This is a genomic window from Sphingomonas sp. 1185, assembly GCF_040544655.1.
Lineage (GTDB): Bacteria > Pseudomonadota > Alphaproteobacteria > Sphingomonadales > Sphingomonadaceae > Sphingomonas.
In genome coordinates this window covers 65,544-81,514 of the sequence record NZ_JBEPKL010000018.1, presented here as the reverse complement: position 1 = coordinate 81,514, position 15,971 = coordinate 65,544, and the positions used below count along the sequence as shown (strand labels likewise).

Here is a 15,971-nt window from a genome sequence, read left to right as displayed (position 1 = left end):
CCTGATCCCCATTATCCGCTCCGCGTCACAACACGGATGCTTATGAAGCACTGGTCAGCGCGTTTGGAAATCCTGAATGTCGATCCAACCTAGTTGCCGCTGGACCGCAATCTCTGAGCGGCTATGCTTAGGCTTTTAGCCATTCGTCGTCACGCATTGTTGCCGCTGGACCGCAATCTCTGAGCGGCTATGCTTAACAGCGGCATCGCTTGGGTTCGACGGATGTTGCCGCTGGACCGCAATCTCTGAGCGGCTATGCTTTCTCGGGCGACTATTTGAGCGGTGCGTTGTTGCCGCTGGACCGCAATCTCTGAGCGGCTATGCTAGGTGCCTTCCGCTGGCGGAATGCAGGATGGTTGCCGCTGGACCGCAATCTCTGAGCGGCTATGCTCTGGGGCGTCACCCAGATCGCGGACGAGCTGTTGCCGCTGGACCGCAATCTCTGAGCGGCTATGCTCATCCGGGACGAACGGCTGTGCTTCTACAAGTTGCCGCTGGACCGCAATCTCTGAGCGGCTATGCTGCTGACCGTGCCGCGCAATTCGCGCTGGCAGTTGCCGCTGGACCGCAATCTCTGAGCGGCTATGCTGACACGGCCGATGCGTTCTATGGCGACGCAGTTGCCGCTGGACCGCAATCTCTGAGCGGCTATGCTGCCGCTGAAGCCGCCGACTATATCCCGCAAGTTGCCGCTGGACCGCAATCTCTGAGCGGCTATGCTCTCCATGACGCTTTCCAGATCGGCCTCTGAGTTGCCGCTGGACCGCAATCTCTGAGCGGCTATGCTTTGCAGGCGCTCGGCCATGAACGGCCGGGCGTTGCCGCTGGACCGCAATCTCTGAGCGGCTATGCTGTTCGGCCGCCTTCTCGGATCGCACGACGAGTTGCCGCTGGACCGCAATCTCTGAGCGGCTATGCTCGTAGCGGGAGCGCCGTCTACGTATCTAATGTTGCCGCTGGACCGCAATCTCTGAGCGGCTATGCTCCATTTCTACCTGTTGGATGATTTCGTTATGTTGCCGCTGGACCGCAATCTCTGAGCGGCTATGCTCTCGATGTCGCGGACCAGGCCGTCGGTCATGTTGCCGCTGGACCGCAATCTCTGAGCGGCTATGCTACGATGGACAAGTGGCGGGGCCAGTCGATTGTTGCCGCTGGACCGCAATCTCTGAGCGGCTATGCTTTATACTGCTTGTATGCGTCGGTTAGTTCAGTTGCCGCTGGACCGCAATCTCTGAGCGGCTATGCTAATAACCCTAAGAGGCACCTACCGCTTCTTGTTGCCGCTGGACCGCAATCTCTGAGCGGCTATGCTCGAGCAACAGTGGGATCGTGCAAGTATATCGTTGCCGCTGGACCGCAATCTCTGAGCGGCTATGCTTCGAGACATTGCAGTCTCAATTGATCCCCAGTTGCCGCTGGACCGCAATCTCTGAGCGGCTATGCTACCGAATGATCGGCATCAAGTGGGACGGCGGTTGCCGCTGGACCGCAATCTCTGAGCGGCTATGCTACATTTGAATGTACGTCGCGTTGCGGTCTTGTTGCCGCTGGACCGCAATCTCTGAGCGGCTATGCTGGATGGTGGGATATCGTGTTGATCCGCAACGACGAAATCGCCCATCCGGCATAGTCAAACCGTCCGCGAATCATCAGAACAGGGCCAACTGATCGGGGTTTTTTCGCGGCTGTCGACGGGACTGGCCGGCGAAGCGGATGATGTTTTCATATTGGCGGTCGGTAAAGCTCAAGATGTGGACCTCTCCCTTGTCGGGCAGATGGGCCTCGATACGACGCAGATAGGCCTCCATCTGTTCCTTGCCGCTGCAAAAGCGGGCATAGACCGAAAACTGGCTTTTCTCGAATCCTTCGTCGAGCAGATATTCGCGGAACCTGGTCGCCGCGCGGGCCTCCGACTTGGTGGTCACGGGCAGGTCGAACATCACGAAGATCCACATCAGCCGATATCCCGACAATTGCCCGATGCCTGGCGATCCCATGGTCATCGGACCAGGCCGTCCAGCCCGGCCAGCTCCAGCGCGGAGGGCGGCAGGGGCAGGATCAGGTCCGCGGCTCGCCCGGTCTGAAAGCTGCGCGCCAGCGTCTGGGCGACGCGCTGGATGGCGAGCCAGACGGTGGTGATCCCGTCGTCCAGCATCAGGTCGACCGCGATCAGCCCGGCATAGGCGCGCTTGGCCTCGGGCGTGACGCGGGTGATGTCGCGCGCAATCAGCCTCAGGGTCAGCGCATCGACCAGCGCGCGAAACGGCTCGATCACGTCGTCGGCCAGCGCCAGCGGATTGCCGCGATGCGCATGGTGCACTCCGATCGACGGATGCAGCCCCGCCGCGACCACCGCGCGGGCACAGGTCGCGCGCATCACCGCATAGCCATAGTTGAGCAGCGCATTGGCGCCGTCCGCATCCCGGTCGCGACGAAAGGTCTCGCCCATCAGCAGCGGCCAGTATCGCCGCGCCGCCTGTGCCTCGACATTTTCGGGGTCGCCCGACCCGACCTTGCGCGCCAGATGGTCGAAGGCGGTGGCGGAGTGTCCGTTGGCGGCCAGCACCGCGCCTTGCCAGCGGATCTTGGCGACAACCAGCGCGCGCCACAGTTGCTTCGACAGCGGCCGACCGGCCTCCCATTGCGCGCGCATCCGGCCGTTCTGCGCATGATGACCGGCGATCGGCAGGCAGATGGCGGCGGGGCTGTGATTGGCGCCGCATAGCAGCAGGACCGCGCCCCGCTCGGCCAGCGCGACGATCAGGTTGGTCGACCAGGTGATGCCATGCGCATGGACGATGACGGCGCCGACATCGTCGAGCGGCACGCGGCCGACCTCGACCCGATCCTCCGAGACGATCAGGAAGCCGCGATGGGCGGACAGATGCCGGTTGTCGGTGGCGATATCGACGATCCGTTCCAGCCCCATCGCGGCGCGCGTCCCTCAGTCGGCCGGCGCGGCGCGGGGGCGGGTGCGCCTTACGGTCTTGCGGGCAGGAAAGCCGGGGTCGAGCACGCGGCCGAGTTCGTCGATGCGCACCTGCCGGGCCCGAAGCTTCTTGAGGCCGCCAGCCGTCGGTGCGGAATATTTGAAAGGATCTTCGTCATTGGCGGTTGCGTCACGCCGCTTCAGATCGCCCGCCTCCTGCGGAGCCGCCAGCGTCACCTGACCATTCTGGCCGAATTTGACGACACGCATCAGTCGCCGTTCGCCGCCATCCGGTTCGATAGCGATGATGTCATTCTGCTGAAGGCTGAGAACCCGTTTGGCGGCGGGGTGGGGGCGGGCGGAGGCGCCGGACTGATGCGCGTCGAACATCGAGATGATGCTGCTCTGTTCACGGGCATCGGGATCGTGCCAGCGGGTAAGCCACTTCCCGTCGGGCATCTCCCACACGTCGTACCGGTAATTGCTGTCGCCCTTATAGCCCTTGTACGCGCGGCCATCGCGGTCGCGGATCGGGATGATGGTCAGGGGCTCGGTCACGCGCACCCGGCGGATGCCGCGGTAGAGCAGGGGGCCCAGTTCGCCGAAGCGCGCCATGCGGGCCTCGAACGCCTTGCCGTCATGCCCCTGGGTGAATTCGGCCAGCGCCGTTCGCAGCAGCGGATCGCGGACCCGGACGATATCGGCGGGCTTCCTGATCGCGCCCAGCGGCACGCGCCGGACGACGATGCTGTTGCCCTTGGCATCCGTCTCGCCCGTCAGGCCATAGGCGGTGTCGTTGTGCAGCCGCCCGGCGGTCTGGTCGCGACCGGGACGCAGGCCCGCCTTGGACACCGTGCCGTGATCGGGGCGGTGCGACACGATGATGCGGTTGACCGCCGCGCGCAGATCGTCGCGAAAGCCGTCCCATGGCGCGGGGACATGGATGCGCTCGCGCCCTTCGCTGCCCTCCTGACCCGAAGCGCGGGCGATGGCGTTCAGCATGCCCCGGTCGACGATCGCGACCACGACCGCGTCGATGGCGTGATGGCGATGATCGAGCCGGTTCTTGGGCTGGTCCGCGCCGCCGCCGAAATTATGGTCGGGCAGCAGATCGTTCAGCCCCAGCTTGCGCCGGATCATCTCGGTCAGGCGGCCGGGCGATTCCCAGACGGGGTTCGATCCCTCCCCGCGGCCGGGATAGAGCGAGGTCAGATATTCGCGCGCCAGCCGCCCCAGATACTGGGTGTCGACCAGATGCCGCGCCAGGAAGCCGCCATCCTGCGCGAAACGCTGCATCGCATCGGGTTCGAATCGCCAGCGTTTGGCCTTGGGTAGCCGAGAGGCGCGTTCGGCGATCCCCGGCCAGCGATCGGTGTGACCCCAGGCCTCATAGGGGGAGCGGCGGCGCTTCTCGCGGTTGGCCTCGCGCAGGCAGAGCAGCTTGTTGCCGTTCGAATCGTCCAGCGTCTCGGCAAAGGGCAGGATGTGATCGACCTCGACCTGGGCGGAGAACAGCATGTCGATCGAAATCTGTTCGCCGGTATAGATGCAGCGGCGATCGAGCACATTGCCCGGATTGAGTTCCTCCCACAGCTTCAGAAGCGCGCGGTTCGCGCCGCTGTCACGCTGGCGGATCTCCTCCAGCTTGCGGGACCGCCCCTCGGCGGCGAGGCGGTTCTCGGCATTTTCGCGGTTGCGCCGCTTCTTTTCCTCGTCGGTCAGCTTCAGTTCGCGGGCGAGTTCGACCGCAATTTCGTCGGGCGGGCCATAGGCGCGGATCAGGCGGTTCACGACATGGCGAAGCTGGTTCAGCCCGATATGCACCGTGGGGTTGGTCAGGCGGCCGATCCGCATCTCCTCGGGATCGGTCGGCTCGGCGGTGCCCGGCATGATATGCCGTTCCAGCGCGACGCCGTAATAGGGCAGTTCGCTGACCTCCCTATCGGCGTCGTCGCGGCGGAAATCGCTGTGATGGCCGAGGCCCGATCTCTGCACCGCCTCGCTATAGACCAGGACCCGGCCATCCTCGGTCCGGTCGTGGAGCAGCGAATCGATCAGCGTCGTCGTCGCGGTCGGCCCGAAGCGGCCATGCCCGTCCGGCAAGCGCGCGCCCAGCACCGCCCGTGCCTCGTCCTCCGAAAGCCCATGGGTCTGCCGCAGCCAGTCCGCGAACGCCGCCTCGTCGCGCTCGCTCTCGACCGCCGTCAGCCGCTGCACCACCTCCCATTGCGCCTCGATCGACAGATGCGCCCAGCGTGTCCCGAACCGCTTCGTGGCGCCCAGTTCGGCGGCGACCTCGTCGCCCTTCAATTCGGTGCGGTTCTCGCTCTCCTTGTTGAAACGGTCGGCGGGGTCGAGCTTCAGCTGCTTGCGCAGGGCGGCGAAGCTCATCTTCGCGCGCGTCTTGAGCGCCAGGAACAGCACATCGCGCTGCTCGGGCGTCAACCGCTGCGCGATCTCGCCCGCCCGCACGATCGTCAGCGCATTGATCTCCTCGAGCAGGCGGCGCTTCTGGAACAGCGGATGCGCCTTGGCCAGCCGCGTCTCGCCGGGGACCAGCGTACATTGCCCGACCGGCGGGGCCTTGAGCGGGCGCTGGTGAAAGATGATCTCGTACAGCCGGTCATGGACCTCGCGCGTCAGCACGGTCGGATGATGCGGCGCCTGTGCCGCCCAGATCTCGGCGAACTCCTCGGCGATCAGCGCGCGCGAGGGGTAGAAGTCATAGCCGTCGCCCTTGGCCCCCTCGCCGGTTTCGGGGCGCAGCCGGGTGCGGACCGAGGGGATATGGTTGGCATCCTCCGCCGCCTGACGTCGTCGATGGAGAAATTCGCCCAGCGTCCGGGCATCGCTGTCCCGCATCTGCCGGGTCAGCCGGTCGACGCCGACCGCGATCTTGCCCGCCTCGTCATCCTGGCCGCGATCGGTCTTGCGGTTGGACTGGAAACCGCGTCGCTGGTTGAGGTGGAACAGCGCGCGGCCCAGCTCGAACGGGGACAGCGCCTCATCCAGCGCGCGGGCGCGCAGGGCATAGGGGTCCTCGACCGCGAGCCTCTGTCGCTCGGCCTGGTCGGCGGGGAAAAGCCCGTCGCGAATCAGATATTTGATGAGCGCGGCCTGACGCTGCTTGAATCGGTCGCGCCGCCGCCGCATCGCGCGGGCGGCGCGGCGGTCGACGGCCAGCGAGGCGCCCGATTTGGGATCGCGCCCGTCGCTGAAGATTCGCGATCCCATGGCGAGGATGCCGTCGGGATCGCCCGCGCCGTCCAGGTGCAGCGCGGCCCAGCCCAGCGAATTCGCGCCCAAATCCAGTCCCAGTCGCCAGCCCATCTGCTCCCCCGCCCATCTGTTCGTTCGGCCGAATGATGGACGCGTTTATCTTGGGAGGAAAGTCCCTGGGTGGAAACCGGAAGATGGTTCGTTCCGGCGGTAAATCGCACTTGACCGACGCCGTGAAATCGCAAAGACTGCGGGCCTCAGAGATTGCGGTACTGGCGGCTAACAAGCAGTCATGTCTGCACCAGATAAGGCCAGCGCTACGGCGCTGGCTTTTTTCTTGTCCGGCGTTGGTGATGTCGCATGGAAAAGGGCGACGGAGCATTCGCCCCGCCGCCCTTGACTGTTCATGCGTACAGGCGCGGAAACTTACGCTTCCGCCTGGTCGCCATAATTGGCCAGTTCGTCGCCCATGATGCGGGTGACGTGCAGGACGTTGGTCGATCCCGGCGTGCGGAAGGGGACGCCCGCCATCAGCACGACCTGGTTGCCCGCCTCGGCGATGCCGTGGCGCAGCGCCATGCGCTTGGACTTGGCGACCATCTCCTCGAACGACTCGACGTCGCGGGTATGGACCGCATGCGTTCCCCAGAGCAGGCCCAGGCGGCGCGCCGTTTCCAGCTGCGGCGTCAGGACCAGGATCGGCACGGAGGGCCGCTCGCGCGCGACGCGGCGCGCGGTCGAGCCGCTGGAGGTGAAGCAGATGATCGCCTTGGACGACACGGTGCGCGAGATGCCCGCCGCCGCCGCCGCCAGCGCGTCGGCGGTGGTCGGGTCGGGGGTCATCGCGGTGAAGTGGACGCGGTCGCCATGACCGGGATCGTTTTCCACCGACACGCCGATCGCGTTCATCATCGCGACCGATTCGACCGGCCAGGCGCCCGCCGCCGACTCGGCCGACAGCATGATCGCATCGGCGCCGTCATAGATGGCGGTCGCCACGTCCGACACCTCGGCGCGGGTGGGCGAGGGGCTCTGGATCATCGATTCGAGCATCTGCGTCGCCACGACGACCGGGCGGCCCATGCGGCGCGACACCTCGACGATGCGTTTCTGGAGCGGCGGGACGGCCTGGGGCGGCAGCTCGACGCCCAGGTCGCCGCGCGCGACCATCACGCCGTCGCACTGCTCGACGATTTCCTCCAGCCGGTCGATCGCCTGCGGCTTCTCGATCTTGGCGAGCAGCGCGGCGCGGCCCTTGATCAGGCCGCGCGCCTCCATCAGATCCTCGGGCCGCTGGACGAAGGACAGCGCGATCCAGTCCACGCCCTGCTCGACCGCGAAGGCCAGGTCCGAACGGTCCTTCTCGGTCAGCGCGGCCATGGGCAGCACCACGTCGGGAACGTTCAGCCCCTTGTTGTTCGACAGCGCGCCGCCGACCTCGACCAGCGTCGTGATCTTCTGCTCGTCATGAAAGGCGACGCGCAGCACCAGTTTGCCGTCGTCGAGCAGCAGGCGCGCGCCCGGCTCGATCGCGGCGAAGATTTCCTTGTGGGGGAGTTCGACGCGGGTGGCGTCGCCCGGCGTCGGATCGCGGTCGAGCACGAAGGTGCTGCCGGTTTCCAGCATCACCTTGCCTTCGGCGAACTTGCCGACGCGCAGCTTGGGCCCCTGAAGATCGGCGAGGATGGTGGTCGGGCGGCCGAATCGCTCTTCCAACGAGCGGATCGCCTGGATCAGCGGAACCTTGGACTGCTGGTCGCCATGGCTCATATTGATTCGGAAGGCGTCGGCCCCTGCCTGAAACAGGGTGGCGATCATTTCGGGATCGCTGCTGGCCGGGCCAAGCGTGGCAAGAACGCGGACTTTTCGCGAACGCGGGGGGAGGGCCTGGGTCATCTTACATCCTGCTTCTTTTCTGGGTGCGTCCTAAAGCCTAATGCGGCGCGATCAACCTTGGAGAGACGAATATGGCCGATGCAGTGGATGCGTTGAATGCAATCGATGACAATGCGGCGGCGGCGGCCTTTCGGCGGCTGGTCCTGCATCTGCGCCACCGGACCGATGCGCAGAATGTCGACCTGATGGGGCTGGCGGGCTTTTGCCGCAACTGCCTGTCCGACTGGGTGGGCGAGGCCGCAGGGGTCGACAAGGCGACCGCGCGCGAAGCGATCTACGGCATGCCCTATGACCAGTGGAAGGCGCAGCATCAGGGCGAAGCGACGCCCGAGCAGCTGGCGCGCATGGCCGAAAGCGTGAAGAAGAACGCCTGACGAACATGCCCGCTTGAGCCCGTCGCGTTAAGCGCCTAGACCCGCCGCCGATCCCGACATGGGGCCCGATCCGGCCGCGCCAGACCGACCTTCGCTTGATTGAGGGGGCAGGTACGGGCCGCGACATGGATTGGGTCATGCGGGCCTATCGGTATTCAGAGGGTTAAGACGATGGCGGACGACAATTACGACAGCAGCGGCAATGTGACGGCCGACGAGCTGCGCCTGCTGATCGAGCGGGCCGAGCGGCTGGAAGAAGAGAAGAAGGGCATTTCGGACGACATCAAGGACGTCTTCGCCGAAGCCAAGGCGCGCGGCTACGACCCCAAGGCGATCAAGAAGATCATGCAGATCCGCAAGAAGAAGCGCGAGGAATATCAGGAAGAGGAAGCCATCCTCGAAGTGTATATGAAGGCGCTGGGCATGATCTGATCCCGGTTTTCCGGTTTCAGGATGCGAAGGGCGGCGGGGCTTTGGGCTCCGTCGCCCTTTTTGTTTGGGGCGGGCGGTGGGGCGTGGCCTTCGACTTCGCTCAGGCTGAACGGGGGTGGTGGACGTAAGGAAATTTGCGTTTCAGGCGAAAAGGTGCACGCCAGGCTGACATTTTCTTGAAGACCGGCATATCGTCGCGCGGGATGGCGACGTTGGGCGAGAGGAAACGATGGGGCTTTTGGCTGTTCTGGCTGTTCCCGCCGTCATCGCGCTATGCTGGTCGGACCAATTGCTTGCGATGCTGTTGGAACGGAAGATCCGCCGTGATGACGACAAGCCAGCAAAACGTCGCGAGAGGTAGGGCGCTGGCCTGCGCCATAGCCGCGAACCAAGGTTTTTATCGGCCGTAACCCCCAACCTCCGTTCAGCCTGAGCGAAGTCGAAGGCCAAGCGAAACCCTCACCCCATCTCCGCCGCCTGCGTCGTCCAGCCCAGCCGGGGAATCGTGATCGACCGTTTCCCCGTCAGATCGGTGCGGCACACGAACAGGTCGCGACTCTCGATATAGGCGATCAGCCGCTTCACCCGGCCTAGCGAGCTGGTGCCATAGGTCTCGGCGATCTTGGTATCCGGTGGGCAGGGCAGGCCCTCCCGCGCCGCGCGCGCGACCAGCAGGAACGCGCCCAGCATGTCGTCGGGCAGCATCCCGGCCAGCGCCAGCGCCTCCTGCCAGTCGGGATCGTTGACGTCGAAAATCCCCGCCCGCGCGCAAGATAGCCGTCGGGCGAAGCCGTTCAGGTCGAGCGGCGGCCGGGCCAGCCCCGCCATCCGGCATCGGACCTGGAAATCCTGGAACAGCACCGAGGCGGGGCGGAAGGTCGATTCGGGGTCCTCGACGATCGCGCGCAGCACCTGTTCGTAGATCGCCTCGACCTCGCCCTCGTCCATTTCCGGCGCGGGCGGCGCGGCGGTGGTCGGCAAAGGCGGGCGGCCGAGATCGGCCATCAGTTCCTCGGCGGGCACCCGGCGCGGACGCGGGTCGAAGGTCATGGGCAGGGTCGGCGCTTCCTCGACCGGCGCGAAGAGCAGTTCCTGCAAATCGGGCGGCGGGGCGTCGGGCAGGGGGGTCAGCTTGGGGCTGCCCGACCGGGCCGAGGTCTCGACCGCGCCGATCTTCACCGTGATCGGCCGCCGCGAGACGGCGGGCCCCAGCGCCAGGAAGGTGCCGCGCGCCAGATCGCGGATCGAGTCGGCCTGCCGCCGCTCCATGCCCAGCAGGTCGGCGGCGCGTGCCATGTCGATGTCGAGGAAGGTGCGGCCCATCAGGAAGTTGGACGCCTCGGCGGCGACATTCTTGGCGAGCTTGGCGAGTCGCTGGGTCGCGATCACCCCCGCCAGGCCACGCTTACGCCCACGACACATGAGGTTGGTCATGGCGGACAGCGAGGCGCGGCGGACCTCCTCCGACACTTCGCCGCCGGTGGTGGGGGCGAAGAGCTGCGCCTCGTCGACCACGACCAGCGCCGGATACCAATGCTCGCGCGGGGCATCGAACAGCGCGTTGAGGAAGGTCGCGGCGCAGCGCATCTGCCCCTCGATCTCCAGCCCCTCCAGGCTGAGGACCACCGAGGCGCGGTGTTCGCGGATTCGCGCGCCGAACCGCCCGACCTCACGCTCGGCATAGTCGCCCGCCTCGATCACGACATGGCCATAGGCCTTGGAAAGCGTGACGAAATCACCCTCGGGGTCGATCACCACCTGTTGCACCTGGCCCGCCGATTTCTCGAGCAGGCGGCGCAGCAGATGCGACTTTCCCGACCCCGAATTGCCCTGCACCAGCAGGCGGGTCGCCAGCAGTTCCTCAAGATCGATCGGCACCGACGAGCCACGCTCATCGGTTCCCATATCCACGCGTACCGTCATGACTCTGGCGTTTGGCCGATCAACGCCCCAAGGAGCAAGGCATTTGATTCCCCGAGGGAGCGACCGAACATGGCCCTGTCGACCGCCGCCGAAATCGCCCGCCGTACGCTGGGCAAGCCCGCGCACGAACTGGACGAGGAAGAACGCCAGGTCATCGCCGACATCGAGTCGGGCCAGCTGAGCACCCGCGACGCCGCCGACGTCGCGGACGAAAGCTCGACCTGGGGCGAGAAACTGGCCGACCGGGTGGCGGCGGTCGGCGGAAGCTGGGGCTTCATCATCACCTTTTCGGTGATCCTGCTGGGCTGGATGCTGCTGAACTCGGACGTGCTCGGCCATTTCGGGCTGGTCTTCGATCCCTATCCGTACATCTTCCTCAACCTGATGCTCTCGACGCTGGCGGCGATCCAGGCGCCGGTCATCATGATGAGCCAGAACCGGCAATCGGCCAAGGATCGGCTGGCCGCCAGCCTCGACTATCGCACCAATTTGCGCGCCGAGATCGACATATTGCGGCTGCATCACAAGCTGGACAGCACGGTCGTCGAACGACTCGACTCGCTGGAGGCGAAGATCGACGGGTTGGCAAAAGCCCTTGCGCGGTCGTAGAGAGCGCGATCATTTTACGAGGCACCGATGGCAGGCCACAGCAAATTCAAGAACATCATGCACCGCAAGGGCGCGCAGGATAAGAAGCGCTCGGCGGCATTTTCCAAGCTTTCGCGCGAAATCACCGTCGCGGCCAAGATGGGCACCCCCGACCCGGACATGAATCCGCGTCTGCGCGCCGCCGTCAACGCGGCCAAGGCGGCCTCGATGCCCAAGGACAATATCGCCCGCGCCATCGACAAGGCCTCGCGCGGCGACGGGGAGAATTACGAGGAAATCCGCTATGAAGGCTTCGGTCCCGGCGGCGTCAGCCTGATCATCGAGGCGCTGACCGACAATCGCAACCGCACCGCGACCAATGTGCGCACCGCGGTGTCGAAGAATGGCGGCAATCTGGGCACCGCCGGTTCGGTCAGCCACGGCTTCGACCGGATGGGCCTGATCAACTATCCCGCCAGCGCGGGCGACGCCGAAAAGGTGTTCGAGGCGGCGTTGGAAGCCGGGGCCGAGGACGTGACCTCGACCGAGGACGGCCACGAGATCTGGACCGCGCAGGCCGATCTGCACGAAGTCGCCAAGGCGCTGGAGCCCGTGCTGGGCGAAGCAGAAGGCGCCAAGCTGGCCTGGCGTCCGCAGACCATGGTCGCGGTCGACGAAGCGGCGGCGGCGACCCTGTTCAAGCTGATCGACACGCTGGATGACGACGACGACGTCCAGACCGTCTGGGGCAATTACGAAGTCTCCGACGAAGTGATGGAAAAGCTCGGCTAACCCCTATTCCTCCCCGAGCTCGGCTTGGGGAGGGGGACCGCGCGGCATGGCCGCGTGGTGGAGGGGCAAGCCACGCGCAAGATAACCCCTCCCGAAAGCCCGTCATGACCCCACCCCCCGCCATCATCCTCGGCCTCGACCCCGGTCTCGGCACCACCGGCTGGGGGGTGATCGCGGCGGAGGGCAACCGCCTGCGCCATGTCGCCAACGGCCAGATCAAGACCGAGCCGTCGATGCCGCTGCCGCGCCGCCTCGCGAACCTGCACGCCGCGCTCTACGACGTGATCCGCCAGCAGCAGCCCGACGGCGCGGCGGTGGAAGAGGTGCTGGGCAACAGCAACGCGCAGTCCACGCTGAAACTGGGCCAGGCGCGCGGCATCGTCCTGCTGTCGGCGGCGCAGGCCGGGCTGATCGTCGGCGAATATCACCCCAGCATCGTCAAGAAGGCGACGGTCGGCACCGGCGGCGCGGATAAAAAACAGGTGCAGGCGATGGTCGGCCACCTGCTCCCCGGTGTGAAGCTGGCGGGGCCGGACGCGGCGGACGCGCTGGCGGTGGCGATCACCCATGCCCACCATTTGGCGAGCGCGCGGGCGATGCAGCGGCGGACTTCTGCTTTTTAAGGGGTGTGGTTCGCGCGAAGCCGCGATGACGCGAAGAAGAGAAGGTTTGTTCGCGCGGAGGCGCAGAGGACGCAGAGATGGTTGGTATGCCGCGCCAGCGGCCCTCCTATCTCTACGGTTGATGGTACAGCCTGGGCTTCGCCCAACAGGACGCCGCCTCCGCGCCCTCCGCGCCTCTGCGCGCACAAACCTTCTTCGCGCCATCGCGGCTTCGCGTGAACCCGTCCCACTCGCAACATCGGCGAGGGGCGTGACGAAACCCCCGTTTTGTTCTAATCCGTCGCCATGATCGCGCATCTCAAGGGACGTTTGGACTCCACCGGCATCGACCATGCGGTGATCGATGTCGGGGGGGTCGGCTATCTGGTCGGCGCCTCGGCGCGCACGCTATCCTCGATCGGCCCGGTGGGTGAGGCGGCGATGCTGCATACCGAGATGCTGGTATCGGAGGATTCGATCCGCCTCGTCGGTTTCGCCAGCGCGGACGAGCGGGACTGGTTCCGGTTGCTGACCGGGGTGCAGGGCGTGGGGTCGCGCGTGGCGCTGGCCATCCTGTCGGCGCTGGAGCCCGCCGACCTGATGCGTGCGATCGCCAGCGGCGACAAGGCGATGGTCGCGCGCGCCAATGGCGTCGGGCCGAAGCTGGCGCAGCGGATCGTGATGGAGTTGAAGGACAAGGTCGGCGGCATCGTCTTGGCGCCCGGATCGGGCGGCGGTGCGGCGACGCCGGTCGGGGCGGGCGCGGATGCGGTGTCGGCGCTGCTCAACCTGGGCTTCCGCCCCGCCGAGGCAAGCGCGGCGGTCGCGGCGGCGGAAGAGGAACTGGGGGCGGGCGCGACCCTCGATGCGCTGGTGCGGCTGGCGCTGCGCAAGGCGGCCAAATAGGGGGGCGCCCCTTAACCCAGCAACCCCGGCGGCTCGCGTCCCGCGAAATGCGCCTCCAGATTGGCGACCACCATCGCCGCCATCTCGGCGCGCGCCTCGCGCGTGGCGCTGCCCTGATGCGGGGCGAGCACGACATGGTTCATCCGGCGCAGCGCATAGGGCACGTCGGGTTCCTCGGCGAACACGTCCAGCCCCGCACCCGCGATCCGGTGCGCCTCCAGCGCGGCGATCAGCGCCTCCTCGTCGATCAGGCTGCCGCGCGCGATATTGACGATCACCCCCTCCGGCCCCAGCCGGTCGAGCATCGCCGCGTCGACCAGATGGTGCGTGTCCGCCCCGCCCGGCGCGGCGAGGATCAGCACGTCGCTCTCCGCTGCCAGCGTCGCCGGGTCGGGGACGAAGCGCCAGGATACGGGCTTGGCCGAGCGGGCGGTGTAGAGGATCTCGCTGGCGAAGGGCTCGGCACGCCGGGCGATCGCCTGGCCGATCCGGCCCAGCCCGAAGATACCGATCCGCCGCCCGCTCGCGCGTCGGCCCAGCGGAACCGTCCAATTGCCCATCCGCATCGCGCGGTCGTTGGCGGCGACCCGCCGCTCGACCGCCAGCCACAGCGCGATCGCCTGGTCGGCGACATCCTCGGTCAGCGCATCGGGGGTGATCGCGATGCGGATGCCGCGCGCGGCCACCGCCTCCCGGTCGATCCGGTCATGGCCGACGCCGTGCACCGCGATGATCTCCAGCGCGGGCAGCCGGTCGAGCAGCGCCTGGTCCACCGTCATCATCCCGCCGCCGACGATCGCGCGGGTCGAGGGCGGGGCGTCGTCGCGATGAAGCTGGAAACGCTCGGCAAGCGCCAGTTCCAGCGCGGGCGGAATGGACGTGGCCAGGAAGAGGTCGTGCGGCATGCCCGCCAGTCTAGCGCGATTTGCGGCGAAAGTCCGCCACATGAGGCAAGCGCAACGGGCCGGGCCGCACGGCCGGTGACGCCATGGCTGTCCCTGTCGGCCACAGGCTGCTATGTTCGTGCAATGTTCGCCGTTTCTGCCTTTCTTCCGCTGCTCGACAGCCACGCCGCCCAGCCGCTAGGGCGCGTGTCGTGACCGACCAAGACCGTCTTCTGTCCGCCAGCCGCCGTCCCGAGGATGTCGACGCCGCGCTTCGCCCCAAGAGCCTGGACGAGTTTGTCGGCCAGCAGGCCGCGCGCGACAATCTGCGCGTCTTCATCCAGGCGGCGAAGGGGCGCGGCGACGCGCTGGACCATGTGCTGTTCTTCGGCCCGCCGGGGCTGGGCAAGACGACGCTGGCGCAGATCATCGCGCGCGAGATGGGGGTGGGGTTCCGCGCGACCTCGGGCCCGGTCATCGCCAAGTCGGGCGATCTCGCCGCGCTGCTGACCAATCTCGAGGATGGCGACGTCCTGTTCATCGACGAGATTCACCGCCTGCAACCCGCGGTCGAGGAGGTCCTTTATCCCGCGATGGAGGACCGCGTCCTCGACCTGATGATCGGCGAGGGGCCGTCGGCGCGCTCGGTGCGGATCGACCTGCCGCGCTTCACGCTGGTCGGGGCGACGACGCGCCAGGGGCTGCTGACCACCCCCTTGCGCGATCGATTCGGCATTCCGGTGCGCCTGCAATTCTATACGGTCGCCGAGCTGACCCGCGTCGTGACCCGCGCCGCGCGGCTGCTCGACCTGCCCATCGCCGAGGACGGCGCGGTCGAGGTTGCGCGCCGATCGCGCGGGACGCCGCGTATCGCGGGGCGGCTGCTGCGCCGGGTGCGCGACTTCGCGACGGTGGCGGGGCATGAGATCGTCCATGCCGCCGCCGCCGACCAGGCGCTCAACCGGCTGGAGGTCGATTCGCTGGGGCTGGACGCGATGGACCGGCGCTATCTGACGATGATCGCCGATGTCTATCGCGGCGGCCCGGTGGGGGTGGAGACGCTCGCCGCCGGACTGTCCGAGCCGCGTGACACGATCGAAGAGGTGATCGAGCCCTATCTGATCCAGCTCGGCCTGCTGGCGCGGACGGCGCGGGGGCGTATCCTGAATGCGGGCGGGTGGAAGCATCTGGGGCTGAACCCGCCGGTGGGGTCGCAGGACGGGTTGTTCGATGCCTGAGGGGCGGGCGGGGCCTTTCGAAAAGGACCCCCGCCGGTCGGACGACCGGCAGGGGCCAGGCAGGGTATAACTCGGCTCGACCCTTGGTCGGCTGGACCGGGCGGAAGTGTCGTCGCCATCCTGCATGATCGGCAGGCCATCCGGAGAAGCCGGGCCGCCGGCATCCAACGAAGCCTTGCCGCATC

The 15,971-nt window shown here is 66.7% G+C and carries 13 protein-coding genes and 1 CRISPR repeat array; of the genes, 7 read left to right on the top strand and 6 right to left on the bottom strand.

The window, feature by feature from the left end; genetic code table 11:
• Positions 1–92 precede the first annotated feature (92 nt).
• A CRISPR array of direct repeats spans positions 93–1,579; the repeat unit is 36 nt; unit sequence GTTGCCGCTGGACCGCAATCTCTGAGCGGCTATGCT.
• 73 nt (positions 1,580–1,652) lie between these two features.
• From cas2 to pyk, 4 genes are all read right to left on the bottom strand, one after another.
• A complete protein-coding gene (cas2, locus tag ABIC44_RS13080) occupies positions 1,653–2,006 on the bottom strand; it encodes a CRISPR-associated endonuclease Cas2 (RefSeq protein WP_354295901.1) in 354 nt (117 codons plus the stop codon).
• The gene (cas1, locus tag ABIC44_RS13075) at positions 2,003–2,932 is read right to left on the bottom strand and encodes a type II CRISPR-associated endonuclease Cas1 (RefSeq protein ID WP_354295899.1); all 930 of its coding nucleotides are present in this window, start codon (positions 2,930–2,932) and stop codon (positions 2,003–2,005) included. The genes cas2 and cas1 overlap by 4 nt, the downstream gene beginning before the upstream one ends.
• Positions 2,933–2,947: 15 nt before the next feature.
• Entirely contained in the window at positions 2,948–6,262 is a 3,315-nt protein-coding gene (cas9, locus tag ABIC44_RS13070) for a type II CRISPR RNA-guided endonuclease Cas9 (protein ID WP_354295897.1), read from the bottom strand.
• Positions 6,263–6,577: 315 nt separating this feature from the next.
• Positions 6,578–8,047, bottom strand: coding sequence for a pyruvate kinase (gene pyk / locus ABIC44_RS13065; protein WP_354295895.1), 1,470 nt, complete (start codon positions 8,045–8,047; stop codon positions 6,578–6,580).
• A 71-nt stretch (positions 8,048–8,118) separates the two neighbouring features.
• On the opposite strand from pyk, the gene ABIC44_RS13060 reads away from it, so the two are divergent.
• Together ABIC44_RS13060 and ABIC44_RS13055 are read left to right on the top strand one after the other, a co-directional pair.
• Entirely contained in the window at positions 8,119–8,421 is a 303-nt protein-coding gene (locus ABIC44_RS13060) for a DUF1244 domain-containing protein (protein WP_261268945.1), read from the top strand.
• Between the two features lie 171 nt (positions 8,422–8,592).
• On the top strand, positions 8,593–8,853 hold the full coding sequence (locus ABIC44_RS13055; RefSeq protein ID WP_261268946.1) for a DUF2312 domain-containing protein: 261 nt from the start codon (positions 8,593–8,595) through the stop codon (positions 8,851–8,853).
• A gap of 459 nt (positions 8,854–9,312) precedes the next feature.
• On the opposite strand, the gene ABIC44_RS13050 is transcribed toward ABIC44_RS13055, so the two are convergent.
• Positions 9,313–10,776 carry a helicase HerA domain-containing protein gene (locus ABIC44_RS13050; protein WP_307100696.1) on the bottom strand — a complete coding sequence of 488 codons (1,464 nt, stop codon included), beginning with the start codon at positions 10,774–10,776 and terminating at the stop codon, positions 9,313–9,315.
• 69 nt (positions 10,777–10,845) lie between these two features.
• Between ABIC44_RS13050 and ABIC44_RS13045 the strand changes: the two genes are divergently transcribed.
• The 4 genes from ABIC44_RS13045 to ruvA all read left to right on the top strand — a co-directional run bounded on the left by ABIC44_RS13045 (position 10,846) and on the right by ruvA (position 13,664).
• The gene (locus tag ABIC44_RS13045) at positions 10,846–11,385 is read left to right on the top strand and encodes a DUF1003 domain-containing protein (protein ID WP_309697295.1); all 540 of its coding nucleotides are present in this window, start codon (positions 10,846–10,848) and stop codon (positions 11,383–11,385) included.
• 27 nt (positions 11,386–11,412) lie between these two features.
• Positions 11,413–12,156 (top strand): YebC/PmpR family DNA-binding transcriptional regulator, encoded by a 744-nt coding sequence (locus ABIC44_RS13040; RefSeq protein ID WP_307100692.1) that lies wholly within the window; start codon positions 11,413–11,415, stop codon positions 12,154–12,156.
• 104 nt (positions 12,157–12,260) lie between these two features.
• Complete coding sequence (ruvC, locus tag ABIC44_RS13035) at positions 12,261–12,779, top strand: crossover junction endodeoxyribonuclease RuvC (RefSeq protein ID WP_309697292.1); 519 nt, start codon at positions 12,261–12,263, stop codon at positions 12,777–12,779.
• Positions 12,780–13,064: 285 nt separating this feature from the next.
• Positions 13,065–13,664 (top strand): Holliday junction branch migration protein RuvA, encoded by a 600-nt coding sequence (gene ruvA / locus ABIC44_RS13030; protein WP_354295893.1) that lies wholly within the window; start codon positions 13,065–13,067, stop codon positions 13,662–13,664.
• Positions 13,665–13,675: 11 nt separating this feature from the next.
• On the opposite strand, the gene ABIC44_RS13025 is transcribed toward ruvA, so the two are convergent.
• A complete protein-coding gene (locus tag ABIC44_RS13025) occupies positions 13,676–14,578 on the bottom strand; it encodes a 2-hydroxyacid dehydrogenase (RefSeq protein WP_354295905.1) in 903 nt (300 codons plus the stop codon).
• A 182-nt stretch (positions 14,579–14,760) separates the two neighbouring features.
• Between ABIC44_RS13025 and ruvB the strand changes: the two genes are divergently transcribed.
• A complete protein-coding gene (ruvB, locus tag ABIC44_RS13020; RefSeq protein ID WP_309697291.1) occupies positions 14,761–15,786 on the top strand; it encodes a Holliday junction branch migration DNA helicase RuvB in 1,026 nt (341 codons plus the stop codon).
• The last annotated feature ends 185 nt before the right edge of the window (positions 15,787–15,971 follow it).